The organism is Allobosea sp. BK604, from assembly GCF_004341515.1.
GTDB lineage: Bacteria > Pseudomonadota > Alphaproteobacteria > Rhizobiales > Beijerinckiaceae > Allobosea.
The window spans coordinates 325272-337979 of sequence record NZ_SLZF01000001.1; the positions used below are offsets into that span (position 1 = coordinate 325272).

At 67.1% G+C, this 12708-nt stretch carries 12 protein-coding genes; 8 read left to right on the forward strand and 4 right to left on the reverse strand.

Translation table 11 applies throughout. The annotated features are described in order from the left end of the window. Positions 1-47: 47 nt before the first annotated feature. On the reverse strand, positions 48-569 hold the full coding sequence (locus tag EV560_RS01710; RefSeq protein ID WP_465246973.1) for a DUF1134 domain-containing protein: 522 nt from the start codon (positions 567-569) through the stop codon (positions 48-50). A gap of 237 nt (positions 570-806) precedes the next feature. Here EV560_RS01710 and EV560_RS01715 point away from each other — a divergent pair, with 237 nt between their 5' ends. Further along, positions 807-1370: a YHS domain-containing (seleno)protein gene (locus EV560_RS01715; RefSeq protein ID WP_131853381.1), complete on the forward strand. Its 564-nt coding sequence runs from the start codon at positions 807-809 to the stop codon at positions 1368-1370. Between the two features lie 64 nt (positions 1371-1434). Here EV560_RS01715 and EV560_RS01720 read toward each other — a convergent pair whose 3' ends face one another. Next, positions 1435-2277, reverse strand: coding sequence for a 3'(2'),5'-bisphosphate nucleotidase CysQ family protein (locus tag EV560_RS01720; protein WP_131853383.1), 843 nt, complete (start codon positions 2275-2277; stop codon positions 1435-1437). A 130-nt stretch (positions 2278-2407) separates the two neighbouring features. Between EV560_RS01720 and chpT the strand changes: the two genes are divergently transcribed. The 6 genes from chpT (at position 2408) to EV560_RS01750 (ending at position 8752) form a co-directional block, all read left to right on the forward strand. Beyond that, complete coding sequence (gene chpT, locus EV560_RS01725) at positions 2408-3049, forward strand: histidine phosphotransferase ChpT (RefSeq protein WP_131853385.1); 642 nt, start codon at positions 2408-2410, stop codon at positions 3047-3049. Between the two features lie 111 nt (positions 3050-3160). Beyond that, positions 3161-5770 carry a hybrid sensor histidine kinase/response regulator gene (locus EV560_RS01730; RefSeq protein WP_131853387.1) on the forward strand — a complete coding sequence of 870 codons (2610 nt, stop codon included), beginning with the start codon at positions 3161-3163 and terminating at the stop codon, positions 5768-5770. Beyond that, a complete protein-coding gene (locus tag EV560_RS01735) occupies positions 5767-6273 on the forward strand; it encodes a chemotaxis protein CheW (RefSeq protein WP_248311846.1) in 507 nt (168 codons plus the stop codon). The genes EV560_RS01730 and EV560_RS01735 overlap by 4 nt, the downstream gene beginning before the upstream one ends. 28 nt (positions 6274-6301) lie before the next feature. Continuing rightward, positions 6302-6667, forward strand: coding sequence for a response regulator (locus EV560_RS01740; protein ID WP_114829411.1), 366 nt, complete (start codon positions 6302-6304; stop codon positions 6665-6667). 91 nt (positions 6668-6758) lie between these two features. Then, positions 6759-7862 (forward strand): chemotaxis-specific protein-glutamate methyltransferase CheB, encoded by a 1104-nt coding sequence (gene cheB, locus EV560_RS01745; protein WP_131853389.1) that lies wholly within the window; start codon positions 6759-6761, stop codon positions 7860-7862. Then, positions 7859-8752 (forward strand): CheR family methyltransferase, encoded by an 894-nt coding sequence (locus EV560_RS01750; protein WP_131853391.1) that lies wholly within the window; start codon positions 7859-7861, stop codon positions 8750-8752. The genes cheB and EV560_RS01750 overlap by 4 nt, the downstream gene beginning before the upstream one ends. A 198-nt stretch (positions 8753-8950) precedes the next feature. On the opposite strand, the gene ctrA is transcribed toward EV560_RS01750, so the two are convergent. Further along, positions 8951-9652, reverse strand: coding sequence for a response regulator transcription factor CtrA (ctrA, locus tag EV560_RS01755; protein ID WP_089174306.1), 702 nt, complete (start codon positions 9650-9652; stop codon positions 8951-8953). A 341-nt stretch (positions 9653-9993) separates the two neighbouring features. On the opposite strand from ctrA, the gene fliI reads away from it, so the two are divergent. Beyond that, entirely contained in the window at positions 9994-11334 is a 1341-nt protein-coding gene (fliI, locus tag EV560_RS01760) for a flagellar protein export ATPase FliI (RefSeq protein ID WP_131853393.1), read from the forward strand. A gap of 52 nt (positions 11335-11386) precedes the next feature. Here fliI and EV560_RS01765 read toward each other — a convergent pair whose 3' ends face one another. Further along, positions 11387-12637: an MFS transporter gene (locus tag EV560_RS01765; RefSeq protein ID WP_165923269.1), complete on the reverse strand. Its 1251-nt coding sequence runs from the start codon at positions 12635-12637 to the stop codon at positions 11387-11389. Positions 12638-12708 lie beyond the last annotated feature (71 nt).

Sequence of the window (12708 nt, forward strand, 5' to 3'; positions counted from 1 at the left end):
TATCCAGGCAGTCATCTATCTAGGCAGTCTGGAACGGGTTCCAAGTCCTAGAATGGGTTCCAGGTCGCCTCCGGCGTGAACTTGAGATAGCCGAGATTGACGCCGAGCCTCCAGCCGACGCCAGTGCGGATCGGCACCAGCATCACGCCTTCGGCCGCCATCGCCGTGAAGCCGAAGCCGCCGACGAAATAGGCGGAGCCGTCGATGCCGACGAAGCGCTGGTAGAGCGCGCTGACGCTCGGCAGGTTGTAGACCAGCATCATCGTGCGCGCGCCCTCGCCGCCGAAATCGAAGCCGACCGAGGGGCCCTGCCAGAACACCTTGCGGTCGCCGGCATTGCGGGTGAACAGCGTGCCCTCGCCATAGCGCAGGCCGCCGACAAAGGCACCCGACGCCTCCTGGCCGAGCACATAGCCATTGGGCTCGCCCCAGCGCCGGACCGCCTCTTCGACGGCGAGCGCGAGGCCGCGCGAGACATTGCCGAAGAACTGGTGGCCTGAACCGACGAGCTCGTTCTGCGAGAAGGAATTCTGGCTTTGTGCGGCGACCGAGAGGCTGCTGATGCTCATGCTGGCAAGCGAAACGCTGCCGGCGAGAAAGCTGCGGCGTGAAAGTTTCATACGTCATCTCCGGGCTGGGCGCGACAATGGGCTTCTGCCCGAGAGCGCGCAGCGGGCGCGGGAATCGCGCTAATGCGCGACGTTTCGGTAACCAGTTTGATACGCCCCAAGAGTATCCAACCCGTGAAGATCGTGCGGAGGCGGTGCGGGTCCGCCGACACGTCTTTCAATCAAGGATTTGCCGCGATGAAGGCCGTAACATGGCAGCGCTGGATCTCGATCGCGGTCGGCGGCGCCGCGCTCGTGCTCGCGCTCCAGCCTGTCCTCGCCCAGCCTGTCCTCGCTCAGCCTGTCCTGGCCCAGCCTGTCCTGGCCCAGCCGGTGGCGCTGCCGCCCGGCCTGCCCGCGCTGCCGGGTCTCGGCGAGGAGATGCAGCGTGACCCGCTTTCCGGTCTGGCGCTCAGCGGCTACGATCCCGTCGCCTATCAGGCGGAAGGCCGGGCGCTGGCCGGCCGTCCGGATTACGAGCTGAACTATCGCGGCGTCGTCTGGCGCTTCGCCACCGCAGCGAATCGCGAGGCCTTCCGAGATGCGCCGGAGGTCTACGAACCCGCCTTCGCCGGTTTCGATCCGCTTGCGGTGACACAGGGCCGTGCGGTCGAGAGCGACCCGCGGCGCTTCGCCATTCTCGGTTCGCGCCTGTTCCTGTTCCGCACCGAGGAGAGCCGCAGCCGTTTCGTCGCCGAGGCGGCGCTGCGAGCTTCCGCCGAGGCGAACTGGCCCGAGGTCAGCCGCCAGATCGCGCGCTGACCAAAGCATTTTCGAGCGAAGTGGCCGGTTCGCGTAGAGAGAATCCGTCAGACCAACAAGCGCTCTAGCTCCGCGGCAAGCCGTTCGCGACGGTGATGGCGCGCTGAGCCAGGTCCTCGCTGCTCGCCGCGACGAAGGGCGGGTTGCGGAAATCGCCGCCCGGCCGGCCGTAATGCGGCACCCCGCCATCGAGCAGCCTGACGACGCCGCCCGCCGCGGTCAGGATCGCGTCGCCCGCCGCGATGTCCCATTCCATCGTCTGCCCGCCGCGCACGTGCAGATCTGCCTCGCCGGCCGCGATGATGCCGAATTTAACCGCCGAGGATACCGGCAACTGGCCATTGCTCGACAGTGCACCAAGGACGCCCTCGCTGAGCGCATCGTGGTGGAAGCGGCTGATCAGCGTCACCGGCCCATCGTCCGGCAGGGCCCGCACCTTGATCGGCTCGGCCTCGCCAATGGCGGCGCCGTCCGGACCGATACGCTGGGTGAAGGCCTCGTCGCCCGCGAACCAGAGGCGACCGAGTTCGGGCGCCGCGATCGCGCCGGCAATCGGGCGTCCGCCGCGGATGATCGCGATGGCGACGCAATAGCTGCCGCCCGCCGCAAGGAATTCACGCGTTCCGTCGAGCGGGTCGAGCAGGATGAAGACCGGCGCCTCGACGGAGGCCTCGACGCTCTCCTCGCTGGTCACCGGGATATCGGGCAGGAGCCGCGCCAGGGCGATCTTGGCGGTGTGGTCCGCTGCCATGTCGGCCGAGCAGACCGGCGAGCCATCGGCCTTCAGCCGCACATCCTTCGCCGCGCGCTTGGCGAGCAGCACCGCCCCGGTCAGGCGTGCAGCCTCGGCCAGCAAAAGAGCGAGAGCGTTGCGGTCGGCAAGGCGCGGATCGTTTGGAGAGATCATTGCGCCCTCGCGCTGTCCGGCCGCCCGGATACGGTTAACCACATGCAAACCAAGATCGCACCATATCTTGATCTAATGGCGGCTCGGCCGGTTTGCGAGCGCCCCAAACGCTGACCCCAGGACATTTGCCATGACCGCCATCTCGCTCGAGCCTCTCGACCTGGCCGCGCTGCTGTGCAGCCGTGTCTGCCATGACGTGATCAGCCCGGTCGGCGCCGTTGTCAATGCGCTGGAGGTCCTGGAGGAGGACGATCCCTCGATGCGCGACTTCGCGCTCGAGCTGATCAAGAAGAGCGCGCGCAGTGCCTCCGCCCGCCTGCAATTCGCTCGCCTCGCCTTCGGCGCCGCCGGCTCGGCCGGCGCGATGATCGATCTCGGCGATGCCGGCACCGTCGCCAACGGCTTCCTCAACGACGACAAGCTCTCGCTCGACTGGGAGGCGCCGCGCGCCCTGCTGCCGAAGAACCAGGTCAAGCTGCTGCTCAACCTGCTCGTGCTCGCCGCCCAGGCGGTGCCGCGCGGCGGCAAGCTGGTCTCGCGCACCACGGTCGAGGGCGAGCAGGGTCATTTCCAGGTCAGCGCCACCGGCTCCCACGCCCGCATTCCCGCCCATGTCGAGGACCTGATCGCCGGCCGCTCCGAGACCGGCACGATCGACGCCCATGCCGTCCAGCCGCTCTATACCGGCATGGTCGCCCGCGCCGCGGGGATGAGCATCGCCTTCGCCATCGACGGCGAGACCGTGACCATCACCGCGGCCAAGGCGGCATGACAACCCGGAAAGCGTCGAACCGTCGCGCTTTCCGACCGATCTCAACCGATCATAAACCCTTGCCCGGCATAGATTGGGCCAGCGTTAGTTGCGTGGGTCATGGTCTCCGGCATGGACGAACTGCTGCAAGAGTTCCTCGGCGAGACCGGTGAACATCTCGATACGGTCGACCGTGAGCTCGTGCGCTTCGAGCAGGAGCCGAACAACCGCGACATCCTGCGGAACATCTTCCGCCTCGTCCATACGGTGAAGGGCACCTGCGGCTTCATCGGCCTGCCCCGGCTGGAAGCCCTGACCCATGCGGCGGAATCGGTCATCGGCCAGTTCCGCGATGGAGCGACCGTCACCGCCAGCGCCGTGACCGCGATCCTGGAGACGATCGACCGCGTCAAGGAGATCATGGCGGAGCTTGCCGACAAGGGCCAGGAACCGCCCGGCAGCGACGAGATCCTGATCGGCGAATTGCAGGTGCTCGCCACCCGGGCGCGCCAGGAACTGAGCGAAGCGCCGCCAAGCGATCCCGTCGCCGTCTATCTTGCCAAGCATGCCGCCCAGTCCGGGGCGGAGGACGGGCTCGACCTGGTCTTCCGCAGCGCGCCCGAGCCGGAGCGTGGCCGCGACGGGCGGCTCGACACCGCGCCGCGCTTTGACGCGAACTCGGACGACACCACCATGCGCGAGACCCGCCCTGCCGGGCCGGCGACCTTGCGCATCAATGTCGACACGATCGAGCATCTGATGACCATGGTCTCGGAGCTGGTGCTGACCCGCAACCAGCTCCTCGAGATCTCGCGCCGGCAGGAGGACGCCGCGCTCAAGGCGCCGCTGCAGCGGCTCTCGCTGATCACCGCCGAACTGCAGGACGGGGTGATGAAGACCCGCATGCAACCCATCGGCAATGCCTGGTCGAAGCTGCCGCGCATCGTGCGCGATCTCAGTGGCGAGCTCGGCAAGCGCATCGAGCTCGTCACAGAAGGCGCCGACACCGAGATCGACCGGCAGATCCTCGATCTGATCAAGGACCCGCTCACCCATATGGTGCGGAACTGCGCCGACCACGCCATCGAGGCGCCGGCCGAGCGCCTGGCCGCCGGCAAGTCGGAGCACGGCACGATCCGGCTCGCGGCCTATCACGAGGGCGGCTCGGTCACGATCGCCATCGCCGATGACGGACGCGGTCTCGACATCACCAGGATCAGGAACAAGGCGATCCAGCAGGGGCTGGCGCAGGAGGCCGAGATCGAGCGCATGAGCGATGCGCAGATCAGCCGCTTCATCTTCCATCCCGGCTTCTCGACCGCCGAGAACGTCACGGCCGTCTCGGGCCGCGGCGTCGGCATGGATGTGGTCAAGGTCAATGTCGATGCGATCGGCGGACTGATCGACATCGCGACCGCGTCCGGCCAGGGCACGACGATCACCATCAAGATCCCGCTCACGCTCGCCATCGTCTCGGCGCTGATCGTCGCCTCGGGCGAGCAGCGCTTCGCCATCCCACAGATCGTCGTGCGCGAGCTCGTCAGGGTGAAGGCCGGCGCCGACCATCGCGTCGAACAGATCAACGGCGCGCCCGTGCTGCGGCTGCGCGGGCGGCTGCTGCCGATCATCCCCCTCGCCGGCGTGATGGGCGTCGAGGCCAAGGCCGCCGATGACGGCTTCATTGTCGTCACCCAGATCGGCGAGCGCCAGTTCGGCATCCTGGTCGACAGCGTCTTCCACACCGAGGAAATCGTGGTGAAGCCGATGTCGAGCAAGCTTCGGCACATCCCGATCTTCTCCGGCAACACCATCCTTGGCGATGGCGCGGTCGTGCTGATCGTCGACCCCAACGGCGTCGCCAAGCTGGTTGGCGCGACCGTGTCCAACGATACGCCCGAGCGCGAGGAGATCGCCTCCGGCGCCTCGCCGGCCGGTGAACGCACCACCATGCTGGTCTTCCGCGCCGGCTCCGACAGCATCAAGGCCGTGCCGCTCTCGCTGGTCACGCGCCTGGAAGAGGTCGAAGCGCATGAGTTCCAGGCCAGCGGCGGGCGCCTGCTGCTGAACTATCGCGGCCGCCTGATGCCGATCGTCCCGGTCGGCGACGCCAGCATCCGCAGCGAGGGGCTGCAGCCGCTCGTGATCATCTCCGAGGGCGACCTGACCATGGGCCTGGCCGTCGACGCGATCGTCGACATCGTCGACGAGATCCTCGATGTCGAGCTGCAGGCGATGCTGGACCAGGGCGTGGTCGGCTCCGCGATCATCCGCGGCCGCGCGACCGAGATCCTCGACCTCGCCCATTACCTGCCGATGGGCGATCCCAACTGGCTTCGTCTAAGCCGGCGCGAGAGCGCGGCGGCGAGCCCGCATGTGCTGATGGTCGAGCCCTCCGACTTCCTGCGCGAGATGCTGGCGCCGGTCCTGAAGGCGTCCGGCCTGCGCATCACCCAGGCGGCCGATATCGACGAGGCGCGGCGCCTTGCGGGCAGGGGCGGTCTCAGCGGCGTGCTGATCGATCTCGACCGCAAGGCCGACGCCGCCCTCGCCTTCGCCGGCGAATTGCGGGCCGGCACCAATGGCCAGCATCTGCGCATCCTCGGCATGACGACCTTCGCCACGCCGGAGCTGCACGCCCGAGCCAAGCAGGCGCAGTTCGACGGGATCGTCACGAAATTCGACCGTCGCGCCCTGCTTGCGGAGCTTACCGAGCACAGGTCCGGCATGAGGCAGGCGGCATGAGCGGCAGCATCGACCAGCGCGTCATGACCGATGCGGCGCCGAGCTACGGCGAGTCGCTCGACTATGTCACGATCACCATTGGCGAGCAGCTGCTCGGCCTGCCGATCGGCCGAGTCCACGACGTCTTCATCGCCAACCGGATCACGCCGGTGCCGCTGGCCCCGCCGGAGATCGTCGGCCTGCTCAACCTGCGCGGCCGTGTCGTCACCGCGATCTGCCTGAACAAGCGTCTCGGCCGCCCGCTCTCGCTGAAGACCGATTGCAACGGCAAATACGAGCTCACCGCCGTCGGCATCGACCACGGCGGCGAGGCCTTCGCGCTGATCGTCGATGCGGTCGGCGAGGTGATGCGGCTCGACCATTCCAGCTTAGAGCCCGTTCCCGTGCATCTCGATCGCATCTGGGCCACGCTCGCGGCCGGCGTCCACCGTCTCGAAGATCGTCTCCTCGTCGTGCTCGACGTCGATGCGATCCTGAAAATCGACATACCCCTGGCAGCCTGACGGCGTCATCCGATCTGGAGATAGCACCATGAAATACTGCCTCGTCGTCGACGACTCCGCGGTGATCCGCAAGGTCGCACGCCGCATTCTCGAGGGTCTGCAATTCCGCATCGCCGAGGCCGAGGACGGCGCCCGCGCCATCGACGCCTGCAAGGGCGAGATGCCGGACGCGGTTCTGCTCGACTGGAACATGCCGATCATGGACGGCTACGACTTCCTGCGCACGCTGCGCCAGATGCCGGGCGGCAAGAAGCCGAAGGTCGTGTTCTGCACCACCGAGAACGACATCGCCCATATCGCGCGCGCCATGCATGCCGGTGCCGACGAGTACATCATGAAGCCGTTCGACAAGGAGATCGTCGCCTCGAAATTCCATCAGGTCGGGCTGCTCTGATGTCCGACGCGGCGGCAAGGATCGTCGCGACTGTCTCGATGCACTTTTTCTCGACCCACGTCCCGATGGCAGCGCAGCGGATGCGCGCGGCATGATCGGCGTCCTTTCCGGCAGCGCGGCCCTGCGCCCCAAGACCGTCGTCATCGCCGACGACTCGGTCGTCGTTCGCGGGCTGTTTGCCCGCTGGCTCGGCGAGAGCGGCCAATTCCATGTCGTGGCGGTCGCCGGCGACGGCGAGACCGCGATCGAGCATGCCGGCCGCTACCAGCCCGATATCATGGTGCTGGATCTCGACATGCCCGGCGTCGACGGCGTCACGGCCCTGCCGAAAATCGTCAAGGAGAGCCCGAAGACCGCGATCCTTCTCGCGACAACCTTGACCGAGCGCAATGCCCGGCTCGCGCTGCAATGCATGACCATGGGCGCCATGGATGTGCTGCCCAAGCCAGAGAGCCGCAGCGGCATGACGCTCTCGCTCGATTTCCGCAGCGAGTTCCTGAACAAGCTCGGCAGCATCGCCCAATCCTCGCATGCGCAGGACCTGGCGGACACGCCGGAAACCGCCCTTCCCGCCGGCATCGTCGATCTCAGGCCGCTGATCTCGGTGATGCCGCGCTACCTCCTGATCGGCGCCTCGACGGGCGGCCCGCGCGCGGTCGCCAAGGTGCTGGCCGATATCGACGAGGGCCTGCAGGACCTGATCACGCTGGTGGTCCAGCACATGCCACCGCTTTTCACGGCCTCCTTCGCCGAGCAGGTCTCGGCGCAGATCGGCGTGCCGACGCGCGAGCCGTTTGACGGCGAGCGTCTCAGCCGCGGCACCGTCTATGTCGCGCCCGGCGGCCGCCATCTCGGCATCGACCGCAAGCTCGGCCATATCGTCGCCAGCATCAGCGACGGCCCGCCGGTGCGCTTCTGCCGCCCCGCCGTCGACGTGCTCTTCGCCGACGCCGCCCGCCATCTCGGCCCGGCCGCGCTCGGGCTGGTGATGACCGGCATGGGCAGCGACGGCACCGACGGCTCCGGCGCCCTGCGCCGCGCCGGCGCGGCCGTCATCGCGCAGGACGAGATGTCGAGCACGATCTGGGGCATGCCCGGCTCCGTGGTGCGCGCGCGCCATGCCAGCGCCGTGATCGCGCTCGACGGCATCGGCCCGGCCATCCGCTCCCTCGTCCGCGGGGGACATGGCGCATGACCCAGGCGGATTTCGATTTCCTGCGCAGCCTGCTGCATTTGCGCTCCGGGCTCTCGCTCAGCCTCGAGAAGCGCTATCTGGTCGAGAGCAGGCTCGGCATCCTCTGCCGCCGCCGTGGCATTTCCGGGCTGGATGCGCTTGTGCGCCGTCTCAGGCTCGACAATGACCGCGAACTCGAAGCTGCGGTGGTCGAGGCCATGACCACCAACGAGACGCTGTTCTTCCGCGACCGCATGCCCTTCGACATGTTCCGCGAGGTGATCCTGCCGGAGAAGCTGCTGGCCAATGCGGCCAAGCGCTCGCTCCGTATCTGGTGCGCCGCCGTTTCCAGCGGGCAGGAAGCTTATTCGCTGGCGATGATCCTCGACGAGATGGCGCCCCGCCTCGCCGGCTGGCGGATCGAGATCATCGGCACCGACATCTCGGCCGAGATCATCGACCGCGCGCGGGTTGGGCTCTACAGCCAGTTCGAGGTCCAGCGCGGCCTGCCGATCCAGCTGCTGCTCAAATATTTCCGCCAGGAGGGCGACAAGTGGCGGCTCACCGAGCGGATCCGCGACATGGTCGAGCTCAAGACCCATAACCTGCTGGAACCCAACGAGCATCTCGGCCAGTTCGACGTGATCTTCTGCCGCAACGTCCTGATCTATTTCGACGTGCCGACCAAGGCGCGGGTGATGGCGGCGCTCGCCCAGCGGCTGACCCAGGACGGCGCCTTCGTCCTCGGCGCAGCCGAGACGGTGATCGGCATCACCACCACCATCGTGCCGGACAAGCAGCATCGCGGCCTCTATCGCGACAGCCGCTCCAGCAGGGGCCAGGCCCCCAATCTCGGCTTCGCCTTCGACCGGCCGCCGAGGAGCCTGGTCGAAAGCGGCTCGCATATCTGAGCGCCCCTCGTCATTGCGAGCGCAGCGAAGCAATCCTGGAGGTCTCGCTCAACGGCCCCAGGATTGCTTCGCTGCGCTCGCAATGACCAGGAAAACAAAAACCCCGCCTCGCGGCGGGGTCCCGTTAACCTGTCGTGTACATCCGACGATCAGGTCAATGCTGTTATCTCATCCGATCATGACCGGCGAATGACGAATTCAGGCCGGAATCCGCTCGTCGGCTTCGCTCGGCTCGCGCAGCACATAGCCGCGGCCCCAGACGGTCTCGATATAGTTCTTGCCGTCCGACGCGTTCGCCAGCTTCTTGCGCAGCTTGCAGATGAAGACGTCGATGATCTTGAGTTCGGGCTCGTCCATGCCGCCATAGAGATGGTTGAGGAACATCTCCTTGGTGAGCGTCGTGCCCTTGCGGAGCGAGAGCAGCTCCAGCATCTGGTATTCCTTGCCGGTGAGGTGCACGCGGGCGGCGTCCACTTCCACGGTCTTGGTGTCGAGATTGACCACAAGGTCGCCGGTCGTGATCACCGACTGGGCATGGCCCTTCGAGCGGCGCACGATCGCATGAATGCGGGCGACCAGCTCGTCCTTGTGGAAGGGTTTGGTCAGGTAGTCGTCGGCGCCGAAGCCGAGACCCTTGACCTTGTCCTCGATGCCGGCGAGGCCGGAGAGGATCAGGATCGGCGTCTTGACCTTGGCGACCCGCAGCGAGCGCAGCACCTCGTAGCCGGACATGTCGGGCAGGTTCAGGTCGAGCAGGATGATGTCGTAATCGTAGAGCTTGCCGAGATCGACGCCCTCTTCGCCCAGATCCGTCGTATAGACGTTGAAGCTCTCGGACTTGAGCATGAGTTCGATGCTTTGGGCGGTTGCGCTATCGTCTTCGATCAGCAGAACCCGCATGTCTCGTCCCCAATTCGCCCAGAGCAAGCTGGACCGCCAGTTTCCGTCCCAGCCCCCATGGCCCTGGACGATGGCGCGCTTGCCCGATGAAACGCCACGCGACACGCTACGGGGAAATGGTTAACAAACCGTGATTCCCGAGCGCAAGCGCTTAACGGGAGAAAGTTACGATCCTTGTCGAGGTGAGTCGAAATTGACACGGATCGGCAAACTGTCGCCCGCGAAATCGCCTTTCGCGGAGGCTCGCTTCGGGAACGGGGTTAAATTCACCCCGCAACGCGCAGCAACCTCGAAAGACAGTGTTAATCACACAGGTAAACGAAAGGTTGACGGAAAGGCTCATGACCAACCTAAAACGCGGCAGCGGCAGGCTCAGTGACCTGGCCGCCACGATTGGCGGCTTCGATTCGGTCGCGATCTATGGCCGCGTCACCGCCGTGCGCGGCCTGATGGTCGAAGTTTCCGGTCCGATCGGGGCGATGAGCCTCGGCGGACGCATCGAGATCGAGATCGCGCCGGGCACGCGCGTTCCCTGCGAGGTCGTCGGCTTTTCTGGGGATAAGGCGCTGGTCATGCCCTATGGCGGGCTCGACGGCGTGCGCCGCGGCTGCCCCGCCTATGTCGACCGCGCCGCGCCCGGCATCAGGCCGACCACGGCCTGGCTCGGCCGCGTCGTCGATGCGCTCGGGCGGCCCGTGGATGGCGGCCCGCCCTTGCCACAGGGCGAGCATCTCTCGCCCTTCCGCGGCGATCCGCCGCCGGCCCATGCCAGGCGGCGCGTCGGCCCGCCGCTCGATCTCGGCGTGCGCGCGCTGAATTCCTTCCTGACCTGCTGCCTCGGCCAGCGCATGGGCATCTTTGCCGGCTCCGGCGTCGGCAAGTCGGTGCTGCTCTCGATGTTGGCGCGTTATGCGCGCGCGGACGTCAACATCATCGGCCTTGTCGGCGAGCGCGGCCGCGAGGTCCAGGAATTCCTCCAGGACGATCTCGGCCCCGAGGGCCTGGCGCGCTCCATCGTCGTGGTCGCGACCTCCGACGAGCCGGCGCTGATGCGCAAGCAGGCGGCGATGACGACGCTGACGCTCGCCGAGTTCTTCCGCGACCAGGGCCTGCAGGTGATGTGCCTGATGGACTCGGTGACGCGCTTCGCCATGGCCATGCGCGAGATCGGCCTCGCCGCCGGCGAGCCGCCGACCACCAAGGGCTATACGCCCACGGTCTTCGCCGAACTGCCGCGCCTGCTGGAACGCGCCGGCCCGGGCACGGGCGATGGCGCCATCACCGGCCTGTTCACCGTGCTGGTCGATGGCGGCGACCATGACGAGCCGGTCGCCGACGCCGTGCGCGGCATTCTCGACGGCCATATCGTGATGGAGCGCTCGATTGCCGAGCGCGGCCGCTACCCGGCGATCAACATCCTGAAATCGGTCTCGCGCACGATGCCGCGCTCCTGCGACCCGGCCTTCTACCCTGTCGTCCAGAAGGCGCGCTCCACGCTCGCGACCTATGCCGACATGGAGGAGCTGATCCGGCTCGGCGCCTACAGACAGGGCGCCTCGGCCGAGGTCGACGAGGCGATCCGGCTCAACCCGGCGCTCGAGGCTTTCCTGAAACAGGCCAAGGACGAGAAGACCTCGCTGAAGGAGGCGTACGCGCGGCTCGCGCAGATCATGTCGAGCTAGCGCACGCGCCGTTCTGATCGCGCAGCGATCAGAACGGATCACGCGATCTCTATCAATGGTTGAGAGTCGGATACGGTATGCGGTCCGATGAACCAGAGCTCTCGATCGCCACCAGGCGTCGCACCAGCACCAGCATCGCGATGAACGCGATCGCCTGGATGGCGGCCGACAGCAAAAGCGTGATCGTTGCGCCGAAGCGCTCGATCAGCACGGCGAAAAGCAGCGGCGCCGTCGCGAAGGCGAGATTCTGCGGCACGGTCAGCTTTCCCAGCATCGTCGCGAAGGCTCGCCGGCCGAAGAGCGAGAGCGGCAAGGTCGCGCGCGCCACCGAGATGACGCCCATCGCCGCGCTGAAAATGCAGGAGAAGGCGATCGCCACCGGCGCCCAGCCCGGCGCGGCCGCCATCAGCAGGCAGGCGAGCGGCCCGAGCAGCAGGCCGGCCAGCGCGACCCGCTCGACCGGCAGTTTCTCGCCGGCCAGGACATCGACCAGCCGGGCGATCAGGGTCGCCGGCCCGTTCAGCGTCGCGATCGCGACCGTCGTTGCCTGGCTCATGCCCGAGCCCTGCATCAGCCCGATCAGATGCAGCGGCAGCCCCCAGGAAACGACGCCGCTGGCGGAAAAGGCGGTGGCGAGCAGCCAGAACGTGGTGCGGCGATGGACCGGCGGCACCCTGCCCTCCTCGGCAATCGTCGAGACGGGCTGACCGGGCGCCGGCAGCTTCGCGCGGCACGATGGGATCATCAGATGGATCGGCAGCACGACGAGGATCTGGATCGCGGCGAAGATCAGCAGGGTCTGGCGCCAGCCATAAGCGGCCGACAAGGTGGCGGTGAGCGGCCAGAACACGCTGGAGGCCAGTCCGGTCGCCAGCATCATCACCCCGATGACCCGGCGCGTGCGCTCGCCCATCAGTTGCGCGACCGTGACGTTGCCGACATTGGCCAGCATCAGCGCGTGGCCGATGCCGATGACGAACCAGGTCGCGAGATAGGAGATCGGCCCCTGCGCGAAGGAGAGCAGCGCCAGGCCCAGCGCGCAGACCACGGCGCCGAAGCACATCGAACGGCGCGTGCCATGGCTGTCGAGATGGCGGCCGATCGCCGGCGCCGCCGTAGCCCCGACGATCAGCAGAATGGTGATGCCGCCGAACACGACCTCGCCGCTCAATCCGAGATCGCGGGCAAGATAGCTCGCCAGTACCGAGGGGGCGTAATAGGTCGAGCCCCAGCCAATGATCCGGGTCAGCACGAGGCCGCAGAGCAGCAGCCAATGCTCGGGAAAGCGGGGCAAGGCGGGCAAGAGAAAGAGTCCGGACGGGAAAGGCGCGGCGATTCACCGCGATGAGTCGAGCGAAGAACTACAGATTCCGG

What these genes read in the sequence shown, in the direction of transcription:
- EV560_RS01740 (WP_114829411.1), top strand. Translation starts at nt 6,302, where the DNA reads ATGAAATACTGCCTCGTCGTCGACGACTCCGCGGTGATCCGCAAGGTC.
- EV560_RS01735 (WP_248311846.1), top strand. Translation starts at nt 5,767, where the DNA reads ATGAGCGGCAGCATCGACCAGCGCGTCATGACCGATGCGGCGCCGAGC.
- EV560_RS01710 (WP_465246973.1), bottom strand. Translation starts at nt 569, where the DNA reads ATGAGCATCAGCAGCCTCTCGGTCGCCGCACAAAGCCAGAATTCCTTC.
- ctrA (WP_089174306.1), bottom strand. Translation starts at nt 9,652, where the DNA reads ATGCGGGTTCTGCTGATCGAAGACGATAGCGCAACCGCCCAAAGCATC.
- chpT (WP_131853385.1), top strand. Translation starts at nt 2,408, where the DNA reads ATGACCGCCATCTCGCTCGAGCCTCTCGACCTGGCCGCGCTGCTGTGC.
- EV560_RS01750 (WP_131853391.1), top strand. Translation starts at nt 7,859, where the DNA reads ATGACCCAGGCGGATTTCGATTTCCTGCGCAGCCTGCTGCATTTGCGC.
- EV560_RS01730 (WP_131853387.1), top strand. Translation starts at nt 3,161, where the DNA reads ATGGACGAACTGCTGCAAGAGTTCCTCGGCGAGACCGGTGAACATCTC.
- EV560_RS01715 (WP_131853381.1), top strand. Translation starts at nt 807, where the DNA reads ATGAAGGCCGTAACATGGCAGCGCTGGATCTCGATCGCGGTCGGCGGC.
- cheB (WP_131853389.1), top strand. Translation starts at nt 6,759, where the DNA reads ATGATCGGCGTCCTTTCCGGCAGCGCGGCCCTGCGCCCCAAGACCGTC.
- fliI (WP_131853393.1), top strand. Translation starts at nt 9,994, where the DNA reads ATGACCAACCTAAAACGCGGCAGCGGCAGGCTCAGTGACCTGGCCGCC.
- EV560_RS01720 (WP_131853383.1), bottom strand. Translation starts at nt 2,277, where the DNA reads ATGATCTCTCCAAACGATCCGCGCCTTGCCGACCGCAACGCTCTCGCT.